Raw genomic sequence first — 21,203 nt, 5'->3', positions numbered from 1 at the left:
AATTTTTTTCGGAGGTCTCAAATGAAAAATTCCATTATTTTCCCCGTTTTTTTATCTGCGGTATCGGTTTTTTGCGATTTGCCGTTCCCCGGTAGAGGCGTCAATCTCGGCGATTGGTTAGAGGCGCCAAAAAACGAAAATTGGGGCGTAAGTATCGATTCGGTCGATTTTGTAAATATCGCGCAAAAAGGATTTAACAATATCCGTATTCCCGCAAGATTTTCGGATTACGTAACAAACGAAAAGCGCGTTTCTCCGGAGTTTATGCAAAAAGTAAAATGGGCGGTCGATCAAACAATAAGAAACAAAATGACCGCGATTATAGACGTCCATCATTTTGAAGGAATGGCGGCGGAACCGCAAAAATATTTTGAAATCCTTAAAAATATTTGGGAAGACGTTTCGCAGGAATTTGCAAACTATAAAGACTCTTCCGTTTTATTTGAACTTATGAACGAGCCGCACGACGCGACCACTATAGAACTTTGGAATATTTATCCGGACGAACTTGTAAAAATAATCAGAAAAACCAACAAGACCCGCCCGATTTTGCTTGGAACGGCCGATTGGGGCGGATTTTCAATGTTCAAGACGCTGAAAATTCCCGAAGACGACAATTTAATCGTCACTTTACATTATTACAATCCGGGTAAATTTACGCATCAGGGTGCGGATTGGGCGGAAGGCTCAAACGCTTGGCTTGGAACCCGCTGGACGCAAAGCGGCGTTCAAAAATTGGCTATGCTTCAAGATTTTGAAGAAGTTTACGATTACGCGAAACGAAAAAATCTGAAAATACACATCGGCGAATTTGGGGCTTACGACAAAGCGATATATGACGACAGGGTACTCTGGACGGAATACGCCGCGGCGCTCTGCAGCCGTTTCGGCTTTGCGTTTTCATACTGGGAATATTCTTCTGGTTTTGGACTTTACGATCCGCAGACAAAAAAATGGCGTGAAGAATTGACGGCGGCGCTTTTTTCGACAAAAGAAATATCAAGCGGCGATTATTCTATCGGGAACGAAAATCTTGTCCGCAATCCGAATTTTGAAAACAAGGCGAAAAATTGGACTTACGGGGTTTGGGACAAAACGGGAAGCGCGGATTTTGAATTCTCAGACGGCGGGCTTTCAATAAACGTATCAAAAATTCCGTCGGACGTTTGGGGAATACAGGTTATTCAGGAAAAACTTCCTCTTGAAGCGGGGAAATCGTATCTGCTTTCGTTTGACGCGGCGGGCGACAGCGCTATGACTCTTTACGCATGCGTGGAAACCGACGAAGATTACGAAATTTGGGGTGGAATTACGGCGAGCGTTCCCGCAAAAAACGTAAAGGCGGTAATCCAGACGGAAAAAACCTCGCGGACGATAAATTTGATTTTTAATTTAGGTTTGAGTACGGGAAAAGCGGTTCTTTCAAACGTTTCGATTAAAGAAATCGTCATCGACGCCGCGCCCGTTTCCGGACAAAAATTACTAACCGGCTTAAATCGGAAAATATTCATTTCCGGAAACGTTGTCAACGCATATCCGTCCGCTCAATTTGAAGTTATTTCGGCAAACGGGAAAGTTATTTTTTCGGGAAAATGCGGCGCAGACGGAAAAGCGGAAATAAAAAATACGCCGAAAGGAATTTATACGGTGCGAATAGGAAACAATCTTTCGTTGAAGTACATTTGCAAGTGAAACCTTAATAGAAAAAATTCAAGCAAAAAATAATTTTTTTGTATATAATATAGAATATGGTATAAGTTTTTATAAAAGAAGTTTTCACAGGAGGATAATTATGAATAAATTAAAATCGTTTTTTAACGCGGCTTGCGTAATCTGTTTTACGGCGGCGACGGTATTCGCAGCCAACGATTATGACGTAAAGAATATGAAAATCGCGGTGATATGGAACCCCGCTACACAAAACACCGACGCGCCGCTCGGCTGGCCAGTAGGAGAAGAAGATTATCAACTTTCTGGAGGATGGAAAGAGGGAAGATGGGACGGCGACAGTAAAGACGCTCCGGAAATATCGAAAGCGCAGTTAAAATTTTTCCTTTGGTCGCTTAATCCCGACAACCCCGACTTAAAACCGAATAAAACGCTTGATACTACAAATACTCCGGAATACGGAGACCTTGAGTATTTGGGACTTCCGCATGTAAGAGTTTATTCTTCCGACGACGATATCACTTACGATAAAATAGAAAGAGATTTTGACGGTTCACAGCCCAACGCGATCGTTTACATAGGGGCGGGCGCGGAAATAGAAGACGGCGACAATATGTTCGATATGTTCAAGGAAGCGGCTCAAAAAGGCGTAGGGATTTTCTTTATCGGGCAGCGTTCGGTAACCGACGCCCGCGACCTCGACCCTGAAAAAACTACGTTCCCAGTTATGGGCGTACAAAACAATTTTACCATTAAGCGTTACAGCGACGATGTGTATAGCAAGTATGGAACCGCAGACATTATAAAGGAATTTAATTTTTTAAAAACAAACGACGGTAACGACGCGTACGGATATTTTTGGGAGAAAGCCGATACAGTTACGATTGCTGGCAATGACGATAAGGGGTACAAAATGTACCTAATTGAAAATGATAGTATAGATAAAAATAAGCCTATTTACGACAGTAAAAAAGGCGGATGGCAGTCAGGTTACGACATTGTTACCCCCGCTCCAACGATTTTACACAAATACGGCGAATGGTCTATTAACGCAAAGGCGGTGGAAGTTATAGAAAACGACGAGTACGAAGCGCGGATGGGTTACGGTTGGCATAACGAAGTTGACCTTTTAGTCGGGATTTTAGAACAAGATAATAAGGTTTATATAAAAGGAGAGTCTCCGTCTCTGTTTTTGAACGGAGAAATGAGAATCGACCGCGGACTTTGTTTGTCCGATAGCGGATTGATTATGAACGGCGACGTAGTTAAAGATCATTGGAAGATTGGGGCAAAAAATCCTGAAACCGGAGGAAACGACAGTTTAATTGTTTTGCGTAAAGGGCAAAAAATTGGATATATAAAAAACGTCAGCGCGGACGCTTATTACGGAAACAACAACAGCACAAATAAAGGCAAAGGACCAAGCGGTCAAAACGGAGACAAAGACGATTGGGCTCAATACTCCGCCGGGACACAAATCAATTTTAACGCCGGCGGACTGCGCGATTTGAGAATCGTTATTAATAACGGCGTAGGTAAAATTTACGACGAAATTTTCGGAAGTCACTACGGCGGGACTTTTGCCAATATGGGGATGACCGAACTTAAATTTAAGCCGTACGGCAGCAGCGCCGGAGATAACGGACGAATTCAGGCGGGCGCGAGCATTTGGGCGTTTAACAAATACATGAATCCGAAAAGTTTTTCAGATATTGAAAAAGAAGGATTTAAGAAAGAGAATTATTACGCCAACTACTTAGGCGAACAAAGGGCGGGAAAACCCGGTAACATAAAAGCGCAATTCGTTCGTCCGCACGCGACAGGACCAAAAGCGGGAGAAGAACAAGATGATAATAAAGCCGGAGAATTTGACGAGGATGGAAATTATTTCAGAGAAAGCGAACTTCCTGCGACAAATTCAGGGAGAAATCCGTACTACAACGCTTTCAAAGACAAAATTTACAATCAAATTTCCGTCGTTCAGCACGGACGTCAGCGCCTTGCTATGATTGGTTATCAGCCGACTTATTTGAAAGATCAAGACGCGAGCCGCGCTATTTTGCACGATATGACTTTATGGATCGGTTACGACCACTACGGATTTCCCGCACCCGACATAAAAATAGAAGAGGGCGGCGGTATGGTTTCCGCAAACGGTAAGGAAATCGGAACCGACCAAAACTATATAATCGTCGTATTTGACCCCAGCGAAATGTCTGACGACATGAAAAACTACGAGCATAAGTTCTACGGGAAATGGGAATACGGAGGCCGCGAAGGAAATGCAATCTGGGAAATTATAGAAAAAAATGTAGGCGATGATCTATTGTATATAAAAATTAGTTTGTTGGACGACATAGGTATAGACCCTTCAAAAGCGGAAAATACTACGATTAAGATTACCGCAGGGACTGAGGCTAACGAATTATTTGACGACAAGGATCCGAAAGAAGCCGTAATTACACTCAAACAATTGCAGGTTAAACCCGTTGTAAAGGACGAAGACGAATTCAAAGATATCAAAGACGGCGATATTCTAAATATGAATGATACTTTGATAATAGACACATACTGGAAAAACCTTGAAGACGAAGGCTCAGATGCGGAAGTCGTTGTCAAAGTGTATGACAAAGACGGAAAATTGTGGTCAAAGACTGTAAAAAGCGGCGATAAAATTCCGTTTGCCGAAATGCCGGACGGAGAAATAACTATTAAAATTACCGCTAAAAAAGACGGGTTCGTAAATTCTCACGAAAAATCGTACGAAGTGACAAACATACACGACAACATCCCGCCGTACATTGTTAAAGCGCGTTATAACTTCGGCAAAACCGGCAACAATGGTCAATTGCTGCCTGGAGAATCCGATATTTTGATAATAACTTTCAGCGAGAAAGCCTATTACAATACTGGTGAGCTGCGAGTGTTTTACTTGTGGGATAAAAACGGATACAAAGAAGTAAAAGTAGAGTATATAAGTCAATCGAATGACGAATGGCGCTTTAAAGTAATAGGAATAGAAGGCAAAAAAGAGCCGACGAGGGGTGACTCAATTAACGTTCATCCGGCTGCGGGACTGCATGACGATTACGATAATTACATAAACGACGATAATTGGTCCGATAATACGATCAACAGGAAAGCGTTATTAGAAATCGGGCAGAAAGATCTCAACTTGACAATGACGGTAATAACGACAAAAAATTGGAATAAAGACAACGATAAACAGCTGAACGATGTTTTTGTTCCGGTTGATGGCAATGAAGATATTACGGACGTTAACGGAAGCGAAGCGGTCGTGATAGCGATACTTAATCCCCGTCTCAACAATGTTAATAAAGACAATACGCAACTTAAGTCCGCCACAATTCTTGACGCCGTAGGAAATAAGGTTATAGAAACGAGCGGCTTTGGTGAAGAAGGCAAAGACGAACACTTAAAAGTAGCTTTATTCAAGATGGGAAATGCAGAAACTGTGGTGCTTGGAATATCCTGGGACGGTAAGAACGCAAACGGCAGAAGCGTGGGTTCCGGCGCATACAAATTATTTGTCGTGACGGAATGGCCGACCGGCGATGTCAAACAAGAAGGAGTTACGTCTTCTCTTATATACGTTCCGGAAAGAACTAAAAATAAATAAAATAAATAATAAGAGCGGGTTTTTAATCCGCTCTTATTATTTATTACGTATATTCCTGGCAAAATGTGGAAAGAAAGTCAAAAAAGCGAGAAAACTTGAAAACAATGAAAATAATTGTAATTATTACAATTGTTGTTACGAGTATCTTTTCACATGAAAACGAATTCAATTTCGAATCGAATATATCGGTTTATCGAGCGATTACAGATTCAAAATCAGAGTTCGAGTTTAATAATAAAGATTCCAATTCAATCGATTCGCTTAACGCAAAAATTGATTATTATAACGATTCCGAAACAAAAAAACAATCGTCGCTGTTTTCGTTTAATGGGAAGAAAACGACAAACAACGAAAAATTTAATATCGGCGGAGAATGGAATATTCCCGTATTCGTTTATAGATACTCTTTAGACGGTAACGATAACGGCTATGACGCGACGGCTGTTTCTATCGGGTTTACCGCAGAAAGCGCATCCAAAAATTTTCCTTTCGGTTTTTCATTGGGCCCCGCCTTTGAAGGCGGATTAAATCGTAATACCGCACATAATGCGATTGATTTGCAAAATGAAAAAATTTGGGGCGGCGGCGGATATTTTTCAATATTCGGCGGAGACAGTTTAGGCGGTCAAATAGCGCAGACTCCGCTTCTGTTTGACGGGAATATTATGGGAAGATACATAAATTCCGATAAAAACCATAGAAACGCCGTTTCCAAAGCAAAATTAACATACGAAAAAAACGGATTTTTCAAAACCGACTCTCTAATTCTTTCCATAAGCGACACTATAGTTCTGGGTGAAATAAATTCACGATTCGGATATCTAAACGGATTTAGAACAGTCGAAATCCCTGATAAATACGGTAATAATTTGAATGTCTTGCTGCGCGCTACCAAAATCGGAGAAGCGTTTTTTGAACCGTCTTTTGAAATTTCCGTTAATAATAACCGCTACCGTTATTTAAATACCGACAAATTTTACGGTTCGCTTAAAAAAAGCGCCGTTTCCGTTTTGGGATTCGTCGATAAAGATTTTGGAAATTGGAATTTTGAAACGGGACTGAGAATTTCGGGTGCAAAAGAGGAAAATTGTTATTTATCAAATATAAATTCCAAATCGACAGGCATCGACACTTTAAACGAAAAATTAAAAGACGCGAACGTTTTTAATCCTATGTATTATTTATCGTCGCAATATATATCGCCCAAAGAAATCGTACATTTGCTTGCCGAATATACGATTGAAAGGCATAAACGAGTTTATCCTTTTTCATATAACTCAAACGGAATCCTTATGAAAGCGAACGACGATTTCGACAACGTGTCAAACCAAACGAAAATTCAGTGCGATTTACATTTAACGCAAATTTACGATTTATATTTTTCGGCGGAAATGTTGAAATACCAAATCTATTTTCTAAAACCGCAAATGAGTGCGGCAAGCAGAAGTGAAAGACGATACGCTTTTGAATTAGGCAATATGTTTACCATAGACACTTCCGTAATTTTTTCACTGAAAGGAAATATTTCCGCTGCGCCGCAGAAATACCGCTTTGCCGGTGACGGAAACACTCCCCTGCCCTATCACAATAGAAATTTTTCATTCAACTCAGATTTATCGCTGCAATACAGTAACGGGTGGTCAAACTATCTTTATTTTTCACTTGGACGCTTCGACAGAGGAATAATTTATAATGAAGAATACTATGGCGTTGAAGATAAAAAATATGAAATAATTTCCAATATCTCACTGTCAAAATCTACGTCTTTTCTTATGATGTCAAGCGGAATCGAAGTAAAAAGAATGAAATCGTACAATTTTATTTATTCTCAAAACGATTACGAAAGCAGAGGCGTTTCATATCTTTTGTCTCCCTTTATTTCAGGAAACGCCGTTATAAAAAAAGACTTCTTTTTAGATTTTTATATAAAAAGAAATATAAACAAAGGAATTTTATCGTCAAAAGATTTTTGGGATTTATCCGTTTCGTTGGTTTGGAACAGATAAGTTTTTTTAATTTCGCACACAAACGACTCTGGGATTTCCGCCGAAATCTTTCGTCGTTTCAACTTGCGTAAAATTGTGTCCCAAAAATATTTGCGGAACTATATCGGCTTGATTAAATCCTATTTCGCAATAAATTTTCCCGTATTCGTTAAGAAGTTTTTTTGCCGTTCTTGCCAAATATTCATAAAAATAACATCCATTTTTCCCGCCGTCGATTGCAATTCTCGGTTCATAATTCTTTACCGAATCGTCAAGATTCTCAATTTCCGCACTTTGAATATAAGGCGGATTGGAAACAATAATATCAAAAACGTTTTGTTCGGTTATCGCCGAAAATTTATCGCAATTTACAATAAATATTTTCTCATCGCAGTTTTTCTTGGCTATCTTTGCCGCTTCAAACGAAATATCAATCGAGATTATTCGCCAATCGGAACGTTTTGATTGCAATATTTGTGAAATTATTCCACTCCCCGTTCCCAATTCCAGCACAAATTTCTTTCCGCAGTCTTCATTCTTCAAAACGGTTTCTACCAGAATTTCGGTGTCATGCCTGGGTATCAAAACGTTTGTATCTACAAAAAATTCTCTATCGTAGAAATATTTTGAATTCATACAATAAGCGAGCGGTTTCCCCGTTTTTCTTCGTGAAACTATTTCTTGAATTTGCAAAATCCGATTCTGTGAAATTTCTGTTTTTTGATTTAAATAAATATCGCTTCTTAAACATTCGCAGACAAAACAAATTATCTCTTCCGACTCTTTTTTGGCAAAATCTCCCGAAATCTCGGTTAATTCCGAAGCGGTTTTTACATAAATTTCGCGAATATTCATTTCACTCTCTTGCGGCGATCTTTTCCTGTAAATCCGCCTGAGCAAGCGCCGTAATTAACTCCTGAATATCTCCGGTCATAACCTGATTCAATTTATAGAGCGTTAAATTTATTCTATGGTCTGTGACACGTCCCTGCGGAAAATTGTAAGTCCTGATTTTTGCGCTTCTGTCGCCTGTTCCTACCATTGAACGCCGCGCCGATGTTTCCGACGCTTGTTTTTTTTGTATTTCCAAATCTAAAAGACGGGATTGCAGAATCTTCATAGCTTTCGCCTTGTTCTTAATTTGAGAACGTTCGTCCTGACAACTCACCACAAGCCCGCTTGGAAAGTGAGTAAGCCTGACTGCCGAATCCGTTTTATTTATATGCTGCCCTCCCGCGCCGCTCGCTCTAAAATAATCGATTCTCAAATCTTTCTCTTCAATTACGACATCGACATCGTCGCTTTCCGGCAAAACGACCACCGACGCCGCCGAAGTATGTATTCGCCCCTGAGTTTCGGTCTCAGGAACTCTTTGAACTCTATGAACTCCGGACTCGTATTTCAGCGAACCGTAAACATCTTCGCCCGAAACAAGCAAAATTACTTCTTTTACGGAATCTTTTTCACCTTCGCTTAAACTCATTATTTCCGTTTTCCATTTTCGGCTTTCCGCATAATATTGATACATGCGATACAGGTCGCCCGTAAAAAGCCCCGCTTCGTCGCCGCCCGTTCCTGCACGAATTTCCAAAATTGCGTTTTTACCGTCCGATTCGTCTTTCGGAATCAATAAAATCTGCACTTCTTTCTCAATTTCCGGCAAATATTCTTTCGCCGCCGCCAATTCTTCTTTCGCCAATTCAAGAATTTCCGTATCGCTTTCCGTCTTCAAAATATCTTCAGAATCGTTGATTACTTTAAGCGTATCAAGATATTTTTTAAAAGAAGGAAGTTTTTTTCCTATGTCGCTGTATTCACGGCTTACCTCTTGCATCTTTTTCAAATCACCGGCAAAATCCGGCTGTTCCATACGCTTGCCCAATTCGTAATAACGTTCAATTATCGTTTGTATTTTGTCGTTCATTTTCAATTCCTATCGTATTATCATTTCTCAAAAAAACAAAAGAATGTGAAGCTATTCACATTCTTTTTCTTACAAAACAGATACTCCGCCTATTTTTTAGGCGTTTTAAGAGCCGAATAACGAGCGTTAAATCTTTCAACTCTTCCGGCAGTATCCACTAATTTTGATTTTCCGGTATAAAACGGATGACAGTTATTGCATATTTCAATATGCTTATCGCCGATTACGGCGCTGGTTTTTATTACATTCCCGCAGGAGCAGGTGAACGTAGCCGCTTGATACTTGGGATGAATTCCTTCTCTCACAGTTCCCTCCGATATTTCATTATAGTACAAGGTGAAAATACTTAAACGTTATTTATCCAGTCAAGTATTTATACGAAAATAATAAATTATATAAATTTTTACATTATATATTGATTTCGCCGTATCCGATAAAATACTTTTCTATATTGTAATCGTTATATGTTCGGGAGGTAATTACGAAAGAAGAATGTGAAGAAAAGACAATTGCCGTTCTGATCGGAAGTTTAGACGGATATTATCAATCCGGAGTGTGGGAAGGAATAAAAGAGGCGGCTCGCACCAGTACCAAAAAAATAAATATTATCGCATTAGTAGGCGGATCTTTAGAAGCGCCGGACGATCAATACGAAACTCGACGAAATATTTTATACGAAATTCCCAAAATGATGAAATTGGACGGAATTATTATTTCCGGCTCGATATGCAGTTACGTTTCGATAGAAAAAGTAGAAAAATTTATCGCCGAATACGGCGATATACCGATAGTCTCAATGCTCAAACTTTCATCGAATATCCCGGCGGTAACGATAGACAATCAATATGGAATGAGAGAATTGGCTTTTCACTTAGTTGACGAACACAAATTTACCAAATTTGCCTTTGTAAACGGTCCGGTAAACAATTCGGAAGTAAAAGACAGATTTTCGGCTTTCAAGGAAGTTTTGAAAATCAGAGACGTCAAATTTTCAAAAAACGATGTCTTTTTCGGCTATTTTGACAGAGAATCTGGAATTAACGCCGTAAAAAAAATAATAGAAAAACACGAAGGAAAAATCTATTACGACGTCATAGTATGCATCGACGACGAAACCGCTATGGGAGTACTTGACGCTTTAAAAGAATTCGGATTAAATGTTCCTCAAGACATCGCCGTCGTAGGATTCGATAACACAGACGAAAGCAAATTTACTTTTCCGCCGATGACAACCGTAAATCAACCGCTTCGCAAATTGGGCGGCGAAGCGTTAAAACTGCTTTTGGAAAAACTTGACGGGAAAGACGTTCCAAGCGACATTATGCTTAAAACCGAACTTGTTAAACGAAATTCCTGCAAATGTTTTTTTGAGTATGATATTCCGAAAGGAAGAATAAAACGAGCGTTACTCGCCCCGGTCGCCACAAAAAACTTTCTTATTAAAGAAGACCTGTACGGTCGCGTAATTGAATTATTCAATAATTCACGTGAAATCGGCGATAATGACAAAAACCTGATAAAACAATTAGTATTCGCTTTCTGCGAAGACGTTAATAATCAGGAAAGCAATATCTTCTTAAAAACTATTCAACAAAAATTTCAAAAAGATGTCATTAAAGGTAAAAATTTATCCAAATTGTCGCAGCTTTACAGAGTTTTATGGCATTATTCCATTTCACACATGACAAGAGAAGCGTTTGCGTTCGCAGATATGCTGCTAAACCGTGCGGAAAATCTTCGTTTTGACATGCTTAACCAACACGAAGGATACAAAAGGCTTAAAACAAAAAGTAATTATTTGAATCTATACGAATTGAAAGAACTGATTTCAAATGCGGCGGACTACGAAAAAATATTGAATACGATCGCAAAAGAATTTCCGCAAATCGGCTTGGACACCTTTTTTATGCTAAGATATAAATCTTCGGCGACAAGCAAAATCGTCGCACCTAAAGTCGCCCTTGCCGTTAAAAATGGAAAAAGGTTAAATATAGATAAAAATTCGGGAAACAAATATGAAAAAACTATGCTTCCCAATATTATCAGCAAAAATATAGAAAAACCTTTTGTAATCGTTGTCGAGCCGCTTTATTTTAGAAATGAGACATACGGCGCACTCTATTTTATATTGGACGAAAAAGTAGAATATGAAACAAATATTTTCGAAGCCCTTGGAAAACAAATAAGCGATTCGATTCACACGGAACAAATAATGAGTCACAATAAAAAGGAGCAAGAGAAAGAGCATTCAAAGTTTGAAGTCGTAAAACACGAATTACAACTCGGCAGCGATATTCAACGAAGTTTTCTCCCACAGCAGATATACCAGCCGCAAGGATTTAATATCGAAGTTGTTTACGAACCGGCGCATGAGGTATCTGGAGACTTTTACGACATTTGCAAACTTAACGACGACACGGTAGCGATAATTGTAGCCGACGTCAGCGGAAAAGACGTAAGTTCCGCCTTATTTATGGTTCTTACAAAAACACTATTACAAATTCTCACCGAAAACTCACTTAAAAGCGGACAATCGCCTCTTGATTCTATTTACGCGACAAACGATTACATTTCAAAATATAATCAACGACGCAACGGAAGATTTATGTTTGTTACACTGTTTTATGGGATACTAAACACAAAAACCTGCGTACTTGATTACGTAAACGCAGGACATAACCCGGGACTTTTGTTTTCAAACAAAGGGGTTTTACGCGAAGAATTAAAATCGTCCGCCCCTGCTATCGGACTTGCCGATACGGCAAAATTCCCCGTTGGTTCGTGCGTTATAGAAAAAGACGAATTATTATTTTTGTACACAGACGGGGTTACGGATACGCGAAACAATAACAATAAGTTCTATTCGTTCAAACGGCTTTTAGATAAACTTTTAGGAAAAAAATATGAGACCGCAAAGGATGTCATAAAAACGGTCGATGAGGATTTGTCACATTTTAGAAAAAGCGCCGACAGATTCGACGATATAACTATGATAAGTCTTTACAGGACATTTTGATTTCAAAGCGCTAAAAAAGAAATGCGGATAGCCGGACTTGAACCGGCACGAAGCAACCCCCACAGGATCCTTAATCCTGCGTGTCTACCAATTCCACCATATCCGCGTAAATGAAAATCTCATAAGTTAATTATTATTCGTCTTTCGGAATAAACGGCGTAATCCCCGCCTCACCGGACGGAGCGACGACATCCGAAACGCTTGTAGTATATTCTTTCAACTGTGAAGCGGAATTTTTAGAACTATTACCGCCTTTTGCCACCAAAAGTGTAATTACAATCGTCAGCACAAAAAATACGCCTGCAAAAATTCTTGTCCCCTGCGTCAAAATAGTCTCGGCGTTTTGAGACCCCAAAATTGAGTTTGCCGTAGAACCAACGCCGCCGCCGATCGCACCGGAAATACCTCCGCCTTTATCATCCTGAACCAAAACCAGAAACATTAAAATCAAACAAACAAGCAAAAATAAAAACACCAATAATCCAAACAACATACTTTTTCCTTTACTGAGGTATTACCACGCCCTTAAATTGATCAGGCTTAAGCGATGCGCCCCCTATTAACCCGCCATCGACATTTTCTTTCGCAAGTAATTCTTTCGCATTTTTAGGATTCATACTTCCGCCATACTGAATGACGATATTCTGCGCAAGATCTTTATCGTATAATTTTACAAGAGAATTTCTTATAAACAAATGCATTTCGTCCGCCTGCTCGGGAGTGGCTGTTCTACCTGTCCCTATCGCCCAAACCGGCTCATAGGCGATAACCGTCTTCAACGCGTCTTCTTTAGACAAACCGTTATATGCTCCTACAACCTGTTTTTCTACCGTTACTTCGGTAAACCCGTTTTCCCGTTCGCTTAATAACTCGCCGACACATATAATCGGTTTAAGTCCGCCTGCAATCGCCGCTTTTACTTTTTTGTTAACGCTTTCGTCAGTTTCACCGAAATATTGTCTCTGTTCGGAATGTCCGATAATAACATACTCGCAGCCTGCGCTTTTAAGCATAGCGGCGGATATTTTCCCTGTATATGCTCCGCTCGGTTCCCAATGAACATCTTGTGCGCCGAGTTTTATTCCGCTTCCTTTAATTATCTGCGCTACGACCGACAAATTGACGTATGGCGGACAAACAGCGACTTCAACATCACCTCTGTTTTTCGTTTCCTCTATGATGCCTTTAGCCAACTCTACAGCCTCTTCAATTGTAGTGTTCATCTTCCAGTTACCGGCAATAAATATTTTTCTACTCATTAAATTCTCCGTTAAAATAATACTTCAATAATGAAAATAATTATTGTCAAGACGTACAATCAAGATAATATTGTAAAATTTGACGAAACGATTATAATTATTGCGACCGATATGATTTTTCAACAACCTTCAGCAATGCGGTTTATTAAAAAAACAGGCAACCCGGCAGTGCGCATCTTTTGTTGGCAAAGTGCAATATCGTACTGAATGCGTAAAAAAGACACTTCTCGTAAATCCGTGTCAATTATCACATAACAACTATCAGGATTTTTATCGCGCGGTTGCCCTACACTGCCGACATTGACTATAAACTTCGCATTTTGCTTAAAACCTGTTCCATAGTTAAAAGATCGAGGCGGTAAAATTGAAACATCTAACTCATCTTTCTCCGAAACAATAACACCAGGAACATGGCTGTGACCGATAAAACAAAACTTAGTATTAAAAAAATTGAAAGCAAACCGCGCATCGTCCATTGAAGAAATATAATTCCAAGAATTCGGTCTATATGGCGTCGCGTGAACGGCGGTAAATTCATTTTCAACCTTCAACAACTCCATTTTTTCAATAAAATTAACAGACTTCTGATTCAAGTTGCCGCGTGTCCAATCAATTGAAAAATGTGCATGTTTATTAAATTCCTGCGCAACAAGCCTATCAAAAATCGCCGCTTCATGATTTCCTAACAAACAATAGTCACAGTACGCTTCAACCATCCAAACGCACTCATTTGGCTCAGAACCGTAACCGATAATATCGCCTAAACATATAATCCTGTCAACATTTCTACCGTTAATATCCACAAGAACCGAAGATAACGCTTCAAGATTCCCGTGTATATCCGACATTATAGCGATTCGCAATTAAACCGCCTTTAACATTAAATGTAAATAACAGAATTTTATTCGCTTCCTTTTATCATATATAATTGTTTTTATCATAAAAAAACAAATCCTTTTGCAACAAAGTAATAAAGTATATTTAATATAATAAATGGAGAATAAACGTTACAAATTCACGTTGAATTTGTCGTAAAAAGGAGAATCCACAATGGTGAGAATATTTTTAGTTATATTTGTCTTCGTATCGTTTTTAGCGGCGGTTCCTCATACGTTGGAACAACTGCAGTATCGGCTCGACTCTCTTAATTTTTTAAGGCGCGAGGCGATAAAAGACGGCGATGACGGTAACGAATTTTCTTCTGAAATAAAGCAATTGGAACGAGCTATCATAACAAAAAATAACGAAATGAAAGCGGACGGTTCAAATAAAAGCGACGATATTTCTGACGACAAAGAGAATATAAAAAAAACACCTTTGAAAAATGAAGAAGACAATTTAAACTTTTTTACGAATCGTTCCGTTTTAGACAACCTCGTGATTGTGATGGGGGCTATTGCCGTTTTAGCAATGACATTCTTAATTTTTGCGCGAATTTTCCTTATCGTTTCCCAAAAAAACAAAAACAAGAGAACTTCAACCGCAAAAAAATTACCGGATTTTGAAACAAAAAAAGAAATATTACCTAAAACTGCAAATGTATTGACCGAAATCGACCGATATAAAGAAAGAACGAAAAACTTAGAAAACGTTACTTACTCAATAAAGGAACTCGCTCAAAAATATCAGACGAGTGACGCAGCCGTCGTTCAAATAGAACCGAAAACCGAAACTATGCCTAATGAGGAGCCGAAGCAAATGCGAGCGTTGAAAATTAAAAACGAAATAGTAAAAAGATTCGATAACGGCGAAGATACGGCAAAAATAGCGCAGGATTTCTCTATGAGTAAAGACCAAGTTGTTATGATTCTGAATTTAGCCGGAAGGAAATAAAATAGTTGGAGCTTCAAAATATCGTGTCAAATCAGATATTTGCCGTAAAGCCGGATGAAAAGACGATATATGCCGAGATAAAATCCGTTTCACAAAATTCGCTTTTACTCAATCTTCCCAACGGCGCTTTGGCGGTCTTGGAAATTCCGCAAGGGACCGATGCGTTTCTGCAAGGGAACAAAATAGAAATTCCTTTATCTCTCATAAAAGATTATTTACCTTCGCCTTCCGCTGTCCCGCAAGAAAATTCCGATGCCGACGCAGTGGACAAGTTTGCGTCACAAATGAAGCAGACTACTATAAATTACACAGAAGAATATCAAAAATATGCAGAAGCCGTTTTAAAATCGTTTGAAACACCGTCTTTACCCGCAGAGGACGCAGATTTCGCGAAAGCTCTATTAAAAGAAATCGAACGTATGTTTCAACGTTCTCCGGTTTCATATCTATTAATGCAAAATCTTCCAAAAAATACGGATGTGACAAATTTCTTTATGTGGACGGCAAATCAAATAAAAAATGAAAATTTATCGGCAAGCGATTTCTTTTCAATTCCGCAAATTCTTATAAACTCTCGCGAAAATTACGCAAATGAAATTACATCGCAAAATCCGGAGAATATTCACTTAATAGTGCAAAACATTGAGAAATTTAAAGAAAACATTCATAGTTTAATAACGACGACAGACAATTCGGCAATAAAAAATATGCTAAATGAAATATTAAACAAAATTCCTCAAATTAAAGCCGAAAACTTCGCTTTTGCAAAAATTGACGGAAAAGCACAAACGACTTTCTTACCTATAACTCTTCAAACCCGGTTTAATTCCGAATTTAGCGCTATTTTAAGTAAAAATTTTCCACAATTACCTAAAGAACTATTTATAGATACCGCAAATATAATCCGTAACGGCGCACAACAGCGATTTATGCTTTCACAGAATTTAACTAAAGACGTGAAAACCGTCTTACAAGATGTCATAAAAGAAACCGAAAATCCAAACCCGCAGCACAAAATTACGCCGGCTATTTTGTCTAACTTGCTTATTTACGCCAACGATTCAAAAAATCGACAACTTACTTTACCTGTATTAAAAGCGTTATTTACAAGAGATAAATCAATTGAAAATATTTCCGCTCAAATAAAAAATTTTACAGAAAGCCTTGAATCTGTTTCAAAAAACATCGCTGAAACACGTATTAAAACTTCAAACGAGAATTTAAATCCACAAACAAAAACTGTACCGCTTTCTATTAACGAAAATTCAAGTCCGCAAATTAAAACAATTTTATCTTCTTTTAACGATTTGCTTAACGTTGTTAATTCCACGCAAAATAAACAAACGGCTCTGCCTGTTCTGAAATCGTTGTTTTGGCAAAAAAATTCTATCGAAACAATATCCGCCGATATTAAGAAGATTTTAGAAGATTCAATAAAAGAAAGTAATATAAAACCATCAAATTCTCACTCAAAAATATTGCCTCCCGTATTATCAAATCTGCTTAATTTCGCCAACGACGAACAAAATAAACAAGTTATCCTGCCGATATTAAAATCATTGCTTGGACAAGAAAATTCAATTGAAAATATCTCCATAAACATAAAGAAATTTGCTAATGATCTAGAAAACAATCCGTATTTTTTATTAAACGAACTCAAACTTTCGACTGAAAAACTAAATGTAATTCGAAATATTTTTCAAAATTCAGAAATGATTTTCCAAGAAAAAAAACCTATAGAATATATAATATCCAAAATAGGAATTTTACAAAATAAATCAGAAAAACTTGAAGAAAATTTAAAAGGGGTTTTAAAGGAAATTATACAGCATATAAAGATTGTTTCGCAGAAATTGCAAAACATACCGAATTTTGAAACAAATGAAAAATCGACCGAGATTTTCGGTAAATTAAAAGATTTATCAAATTCCGTCAACGACGCGTTACGAAAAATCGACGGATCAAATTTATTGGCGAATAAAGTAATTTCTTCAGGACGTACGGAACAAACTATCATCGTACCGATACAAATTGCCGACGCATGGATTCAAATCGAACTGCATGTGAATAAAGAGGGGAAAAACAAACATTCCAAATCAAAAAAAAACGAACAGCAAGTAGAATTAAACATTGAACTTGAAAAAGGAAACAGCGTTTCCGCAAAAACAAATTTAACAATTGAAAAACAATTACAAGTTTCGATAAATTTTACAAACGATAAAATGCTTGAATGGTTCAAAAAAAACTATGAAGAATTTTGCGAATCGCTTAGAAGCATAGGAACAGAATCTATTTCTGTAATTTTTAATAAAGAAAAAACAAAAGAGGCGAAAGAACAAAGAGAAATTTTAATAAACCGTTTTGACGTTAAAGGTTAATTTATGGTAAAAAAATTACGGAAAAAAAAATCGGTGGCTCTTAAATACGACGAGAAAACAGCGAACGCTCCTGTAGTTGTGGCTAAGGGAGAGGGAAAAATCGCCGAAGAAATTCTTAAAAAAGCAAGTGAAAACGAAATTCCGATTTATGAAGACGGTGCGCTAGTCGAAGTTTTGAGCGAAATTGAAATTGATCGTGAAATTCCTACGGAATTATATAAAGCGGTAGCGGAAATTTTAAGTTGGGTTTATAGGGCGCACAAAAGTATAAATTGATTCCAACTTTATTATGTTTATAAAATTCCTTTTAAAAACGCAAAACGGGAGCAAATTTGCTCCCGTTTTAATTAGATTACATAAATCCCGATATTAAAACGCAAATACCGCGCTGACACGAGTCGCTACGTACGAACTTTCATTGGAATTGCTGAATAAATTCGTAAACGTATATGGAATATTTTCAGAAACGGTAAAATCAATTTTCAGACGATCTTCAATATTTACTCCCATACCTAAAGATACGTGATCTCCGTCCGCATTTTCAACCCATCTCGAACCTTTTTTACCGTCTGCAAGCACTTCTTTGGCAAGAACCTTTCCGCCGCCGACACGAATAACAAACCAATCGGTTAATACGTTTCTTTCGATACCGAAACCGACTTTACCTCCCATGACACCCCTGTTTCCAAAGTACAGTCCCGCTTCTGGTCCGCCTATCTTTTCTTCAACCAAAGCGCGTGTCGCCTTATTGTAAAAGCCCTCGATACCCGTCCAGAAAAAACCTCGGTCTATATTCAAATTAAAACCGACGCCCGCATTGAAATCCAGAATTTTTTCTTCGCCGCAGGCATACTGAATAATATTTGCCTGAAGATGAGGAACAAACGCCGCGTTTATAGACGCTACGTCCGCAAACATACGAACGTCGATATGAGTTCCGATATCATTGTCTGCGGCGTTAAACCATGGTTTTTCAGCGTTGTCCGGCGACAATATTTCTCCTCTCAAAGTCGTAGCGGAAAAAGCTACGGACGCTTCCAAATTAACTCCGTCGCCAATAGGAGTGTTTACACCGACATTTCCGCGTACAAAACGGTTTTTATATCCGTCGGCATTGCTTCTTGACGAGTCTTGAAACGCGAGATAACCGCCTAAACCGATAGTCGTTCCGTTATTAAGCGTTTGCGCCAGCATAACGTCAACTTTTCCTACCAAATCAATTTTTCTAGATTCATTATTATACCCTTTTTCCGGATTTCCCACATATTTAACGGCGTCACTTGAAGAATTTATAGCATAATGAACCTTTCCGTCAGTCGTTTTGTCAAGTTTTTTATACCGTAAGCCCAAAGAATCGACATTAAACATAACATAGTTGAGTGCAGAATCAACTCGGTTAAAAGTAACGCCAATGGAAAACTTTGAACGGCTGTTTTCTTTTTGTCCTAAAGAAACCGCCCCTCCGAAAAACGGCAACAACGGTTTTCCGGAACTATATTTACCGTCAACGAAACTATATACTCCATAAGAACCGTACATAATTTTGTCGTACAAACCCAAGTTCGCCGCGTTTTGATGAATAGAAGTTTCATCCGCAAAGAAATGATCGGTTCTACCCATAGTTTCTACTCTCGCATCGGTTGCAAAAACCGCACAAGCGACTCCAGCCGACATAATACCGATAACAATTTTTTTCACCATTAACTCCTTTATTTAATTAGTTAGGTGTAAACACAAAAGGATATTCTACTTCGGTAACATCGCCGGGAATATCAATTTTCCCGAACGCCCACCGTTTTATTTTATCAACAACTGTTTGCTCAAAAGACTCGTCTCCAATAGTAGAACCGACCAATTTACAGAAAATAACGTTTCCGAATTCGTCAATAGCCCATTTTATCGTAACACGTCCTTGCATACCCGGATTATCCTTAAGCCGCTGATTATACGCATATTGCAAACTCGCCATATTTTGACGGACAACACGCATAATGCTAGCTCTGGAACGACCGCCTGTAAGTCCCGCCGCTCCAGCGCCGCCAGGTTCTTTTACTTTCAAATCACCGCGTTTTTTGATTTCGACATTACTGCCGCCGCCGCCCATTAATCCGGCAAGGTTATCAATTCCACCCGAACCTCCGCCAAAACCGCTGCCGTATCCGGAACCGAATCCTATACCCGCCGCTCCGGCGCGCCCCGTTCCACCGCCGCCGCCGGCTTTAAGCCCGCCCGAACCAGAAAGAACGGCATCAATACCTTGCGCATAACCGCCTTTTCCGAATAAATCCGAATTGGCTACCGCAGCTCCTGTAACAGCGCCGGAAACTATACCTAATACACCTTTTTTAGTAACTCTAGCCCTAGGATCTCCGCCGCCGCCCGTTACGCCGCCGCTGCCTTTATTTTCTTTGGGTTTAAGTTCTTTTTTCTCTTCTTTTTTAGGCTCTTCCTTTTTTTCTTCCTCTTTCTTCTTTTCGTCAAGGTTTTTCGTCAAATCAATCGTTTCCGCTAATTGGATTACGTTTTCTTTGATGTGTTTTTCGTAGAAATCCGCCGCAACAACCTCTATTTTAAATATCACGGCGAAATAATAACTCAACCCAATACCGAGCAGCCACAAAAGCGGAACTATAAATTTAGTCGATTTCTTTTCCTCTTCAACTTTGAATATATCCGCTCTTTCGTTAAGCGCTTTTATATATTCTTCTTGAGAAAGAACTCTGCCGTCGATTTCTTCTTCATCGTCTTCGTCAATGTCGTCCAAATCAATCGTTTGAACTATCGCGCCCAAAGATTCATAATTTGACCGTAAATCTTTTGCAGTCTGCCGATCAAAACTTTTACCTATGGAAGTAAACGCCTGTGACGACAAAGATCCTTTAATTTTTTCGGAAGACGCTCCCGACGATCTCGCAATTTCCGCAACAACTTTGTCGAGAACATCAGGATTCGTTATCCTTTTTAACTTAATTTGATAAGCCATATTACTGCTCCCTCATCATTACTGCGAATTTCATATTAATATACCCCTGTCTTCCACAGGTTCTCATAACCTTATACATCACATCAAAGTTGATATTTTTATCAACCTGAACTATAATCTCGCCTTTAACTTCTTTTAACGCCCCGATTCTCAACAGCTCTAATTCTACGTCCATTTTAGCCTTAAGAGCCATGTCCAACGCCGAAGTAGTATCTTCGTCATATTCATCCTGGTCTTTTTTGAAAACGGATTTCGTATCGACCACCGGCGTATTATCAACAAGAATAGCTTCCTGTGAAACGGCGACCTGTAACGCAACTTCCTGCGGTCTCTTGTTAGATATTGAGTTCGGAAGAATCAAATTGTCGGCGTTGGTAAGCATAGAACCGTCCGCCGAAAAACTCTTCAGAAGGAACAATAATATAATTGTAAACATATCCATCATAGACGTTATGTTAATAGAAGATTTACTTTTCGGTTTCTTAAAATGTCCGCGCGCCATACTGTTTTCCTCCTT

The 21,203-nt window shown here is 38.8% G+C and carries 16 protein-coding genes and 1 tRNA gene; 7 read left to right on the top strand and 10 right to left on the bottom strand.

Annotated elements, in window-relative coordinates; all coding sequences use genetic code 11:
- Positions 1 to 21 precede the first annotated feature (21 nt).
- The 3 genes from LBH98_02055 (at position 22) to LBH98_02045 (ending at position 7,314) form a co-directional block, all read left to right on the top strand.
- On the top strand, positions 22 to 1,692 hold the full coding sequence (locus LBH98_02055) for a cellulase family glycosylhydrolase (GenBank protein ID MDR0303540.1): 1,671 nt from the start codon (positions 22 to 24) through the stop codon (positions 1,690 to 1,692).
- Between the two features lie 100 nt (positions 1,693 to 1,792).
- Complete coding sequence (locus tag LBH98_02050) at positions 1,793 to 5,308, top strand: hypothetical protein (GenBank protein ID MDR0303539.1); 3,516 nt, start codon at positions 1,793 to 1,795, stop codon at positions 5,306 to 5,308.
- Between the two features lie 104 nt (positions 5,309 to 5,412).
- Entirely contained in the window at positions 5,413 to 7,314 is a 1,902-nt protein-coding gene (locus LBH98_02045) for a hypothetical protein (GenBank protein ID MDR0303538.1), read from the top strand.
- A 6-nt stretch (positions 7,315 to 7,320) separates the two neighbouring features.
- Here LBH98_02045 and prmC read toward each other — a convergent pair whose 3' ends face one another.
- The 3 genes from prmC to rpmE form a co-directional block, all read right to left on the bottom strand.
- On the bottom strand, positions 7,321 to 8,148 hold the full coding sequence (prmC, locus tag LBH98_02040) for a peptide chain release factor N(5)-glutamine methyltransferase (protein ID MDR0303537.1): 828 nt from the start codon (positions 8,146 to 8,148) through the stop codon (positions 7,321 to 7,323).
- Position 8,149: 1 nt separating this feature from the next.
- Positions 8,150 to 9,217, bottom strand: coding sequence for a peptide chain release factor 1 (gene prfA / locus LBH98_02035; protein ID MDR0303536.1), 1,068 nt, complete (start codon positions 9,215 to 9,217; stop codon positions 8,150 to 8,152).
- Positions 9,218 to 9,306: 89 nt separating this feature from the next.
- Positions 9,307 to 9,522 (bottom strand): 50S ribosomal protein L31, encoded by a 216-nt coding sequence (gene rpmE / locus LBH98_02030; protein ID MDR0303535.1) that lies wholly within the window; start codon positions 9,520 to 9,522, stop codon positions 9,307 to 9,309.
- A gap of 203 nt (positions 9,523 to 9,725) precedes the next feature.
- On the opposite strand from rpmE, the gene LBH98_02025 reads away from it, so the two are divergent.
- Positions 9,726 to 12,233, top strand: a complete 2,508-nt coding sequence (locus LBH98_02025; GenBank protein MDR0303534.1) for a SpoIIE family protein phosphatase — start codon at positions 9,726 to 9,728, stop codon at positions 12,231 to 12,233.
- A 22-nt stretch (positions 12,234 to 12,255) separates the two neighbouring features.
- Here the strand turns inward: LBH98_02025 and LBH98_02020 are convergent.
- The 4 genes from LBH98_02020 to LBH98_02005 form a co-directional block, all read right to left on the bottom strand.
- A tRNA-Leu gene (locus LBH98_02020) sits at positions 12,256 to 12,339 on the bottom strand.
- Positions 12,340 to 12,366: 27 nt separating this feature from the next.
- Positions 12,367 to 12,726, bottom strand: coding sequence for a preprotein translocase subunit SecG (secG, locus tag LBH98_02015; GenBank protein MDR0303533.1), 360 nt, complete (start codon positions 12,724 to 12,726; stop codon positions 12,367 to 12,369).
- Between the two features lie 10 nt (positions 12,727 to 12,736).
- A complete protein-coding gene (tpiA, locus tag LBH98_02010; protein ID MDR0303532.1) occupies positions 12,737 to 13,492 on the bottom strand; it encodes a triose-phosphate isomerase in 756 nt (251 codons plus the stop codon).
- 119 nt (positions 13,493 to 13,611) lie between these two features.
- Positions 13,612 to 14,355 carry a metallophosphatase family protein gene (locus LBH98_02005; protein ID MDR0303531.1) on the bottom strand — a complete coding sequence of 248 codons (744 nt, stop codon included), beginning with the start codon at positions 14,353 to 14,355 and terminating at the stop codon, positions 13,612 to 13,614.
- 187 nt (positions 14,356 to 14,542) lie between these two features.
- Here LBH98_02005 and LBH98_02000 point away from each other — a divergent pair, with 187 nt between their 5' ends.
- From LBH98_02000 to LBH98_01990, 3 genes are read left to right on the top strand one after another with little or no spacing between them, the layout of a single operon-like run.
- A complete protein-coding gene (locus LBH98_02000) occupies positions 14,543 to 15,325 on the top strand; it encodes a hypothetical protein (protein ID MDR0303530.1) in 783 nt (260 codons plus the stop codon).
- 5 nt (positions 15,326 to 15,330) lie between these two features.
- Positions 15,331 to 17,703 (top strand): hypothetical protein, encoded by a 2,373-nt coding sequence (locus LBH98_01995; GenBank protein ID MDR0303529.1) that lies wholly within the window; start codon positions 15,331 to 15,333, stop codon positions 17,701 to 17,703.
- A 3-nt stretch (positions 17,704 to 17,706) separates the two neighbouring features.
- Positions 17,707 to 17,979 carry an EscU/YscU/HrcU family type III secretion system export apparatus switch protein gene (locus LBH98_01990; GenBank protein MDR0303528.1) on the top strand — a complete coding sequence of 91 codons (273 nt, stop codon included), beginning with the start codon at positions 17,707 to 17,709 and terminating at the stop codon, positions 17,977 to 17,979.
- Between the two features lie 93 nt (positions 17,980 to 18,072).
- On the opposite strand, the gene LBH98_01985 is transcribed toward LBH98_01990, so the two are convergent.
- The 3 genes from LBH98_01985 to LBH98_01975 are packed head-to-tail and all read right to left on the bottom strand — an operon-like array spanning position 18,073 to position 21,188.
- Entirely contained in the window at positions 18,073 to 19,404 is a 1,332-nt protein-coding gene (locus LBH98_01985) for a hypothetical protein (protein MDR0303527.1), read from the bottom strand.
- Between the two features lie 16 nt (positions 19,405 to 19,420).
- The gene (locus LBH98_01980; protein MDR0303526.1) at positions 19,421 to 20,686 is read right to left on the bottom strand and encodes a TonB family protein; all 1,266 of its coding nucleotides are present in this window, start codon (positions 20,684 to 20,686) and stop codon (positions 19,421 to 19,423) included.
- A 1-nt stretch (position 20,687) separates the two neighbouring features.
- Positions 20,688 to 21,188, bottom strand: coding sequence for a biopolymer transporter ExbD (locus LBH98_01975; protein ID MDR0303525.1), 501 nt, complete (start codon positions 21,186 to 21,188; stop codon positions 20,688 to 20,690).
- Positions 21,189 to 21,203 lie beyond the last annotated feature (15 nt).

Source organism: Chitinispirillales bacterium, from assembly GCA_031254455.1.
In the GTDB taxonomy this organism is placed as follows: domain Bacteria; phylum Fibrobacterota; class Chitinivibrionia; order Chitinivibrionales; family Chitinivibrionaceae; genus WRFX01.
Note: the sequence above shows the minus strand (reverse complement) of the source record. Positions and strands in the feature narration are given on the sequence as shown.

Excerpts from the sequence above, each read along its gene's own strand:
- LBH98_02055 (MDR0303540.1), top strand. The coding sequence starts at position 22 with ATGAAAAATTCCATTATTTTCCCCGTTTTTTTATCTGCGGTATCGGTT.
- LBH98_02050 (MDR0303539.1), top strand. The coding sequence starts at position 1,793 with ATGAATAAATTAAAATCGTTTTTTAACGCGGCTTGCGTAATCTGTTTT.
- LBH98_02045 (MDR0303538.1), top strand. The coding sequence starts at position 5,413 with ATGAAAATAATTGTAATTATTACAATTGTTGTTACGAGTATCTTTTCA.
- prmC (MDR0303537.1), bottom strand. The coding sequence starts at position 8,148 with ATGAATATTCGCGAAATTTATGTAAAAACCGCTTCGGAATTAACCGAG.
- prfA (MDR0303536.1), bottom strand. The coding sequence starts at position 9,217 with ATGAACGACAAAATACAAACGATAATTGAACGTTATTACGAATTGGGC.
- secG (MDR0303533.1), bottom strand. The coding sequence starts at position 12,726 with ATGTTGTTTGGATTATTGGTGTTTTTATTTTTGCTTGTTTGTTTGATT.
- tpiA (MDR0303532.1), bottom strand. The coding sequence starts at position 13,492 with ATGAGTAGAAAAATATTTATTGCCGGTAACTGGAAGATGAACACTACA.
- LBH98_02000 (MDR0303530.1), top strand. The coding sequence starts at position 14,543 with ATGGTGAGAATATTTTTAGTTATATTTGTCTTCGTATCGTTTTTAGCG.
- LBH98_01990 (MDR0303528.1), top strand. The coding sequence starts at position 17,707 with ATGGTAAAAAAATTACGGAAAAAAAAATCGGTGGCTCTTAAATACGAC.
- LBH98_01985 (MDR0303527.1), bottom strand. The coding sequence starts at position 19,404 with ATGGTGAAAAAAATTGTTATCGGTATTATGTCGGCTGGAGTCGCTTGT.
- LBH98_01980 (MDR0303526.1), bottom strand. The coding sequence starts at position 20,686 with ATGGCTTATCAAATTAAGTTAAAAAGGATAACGAATCCTGATGTTCTC.
- LBH98_01975 (MDR0303525.1), bottom strand. The coding sequence starts at position 21,188 with ATGGCGCGCGGACATTTTAAGAAACCGAAAAGTAAATCTTCTATTAAC.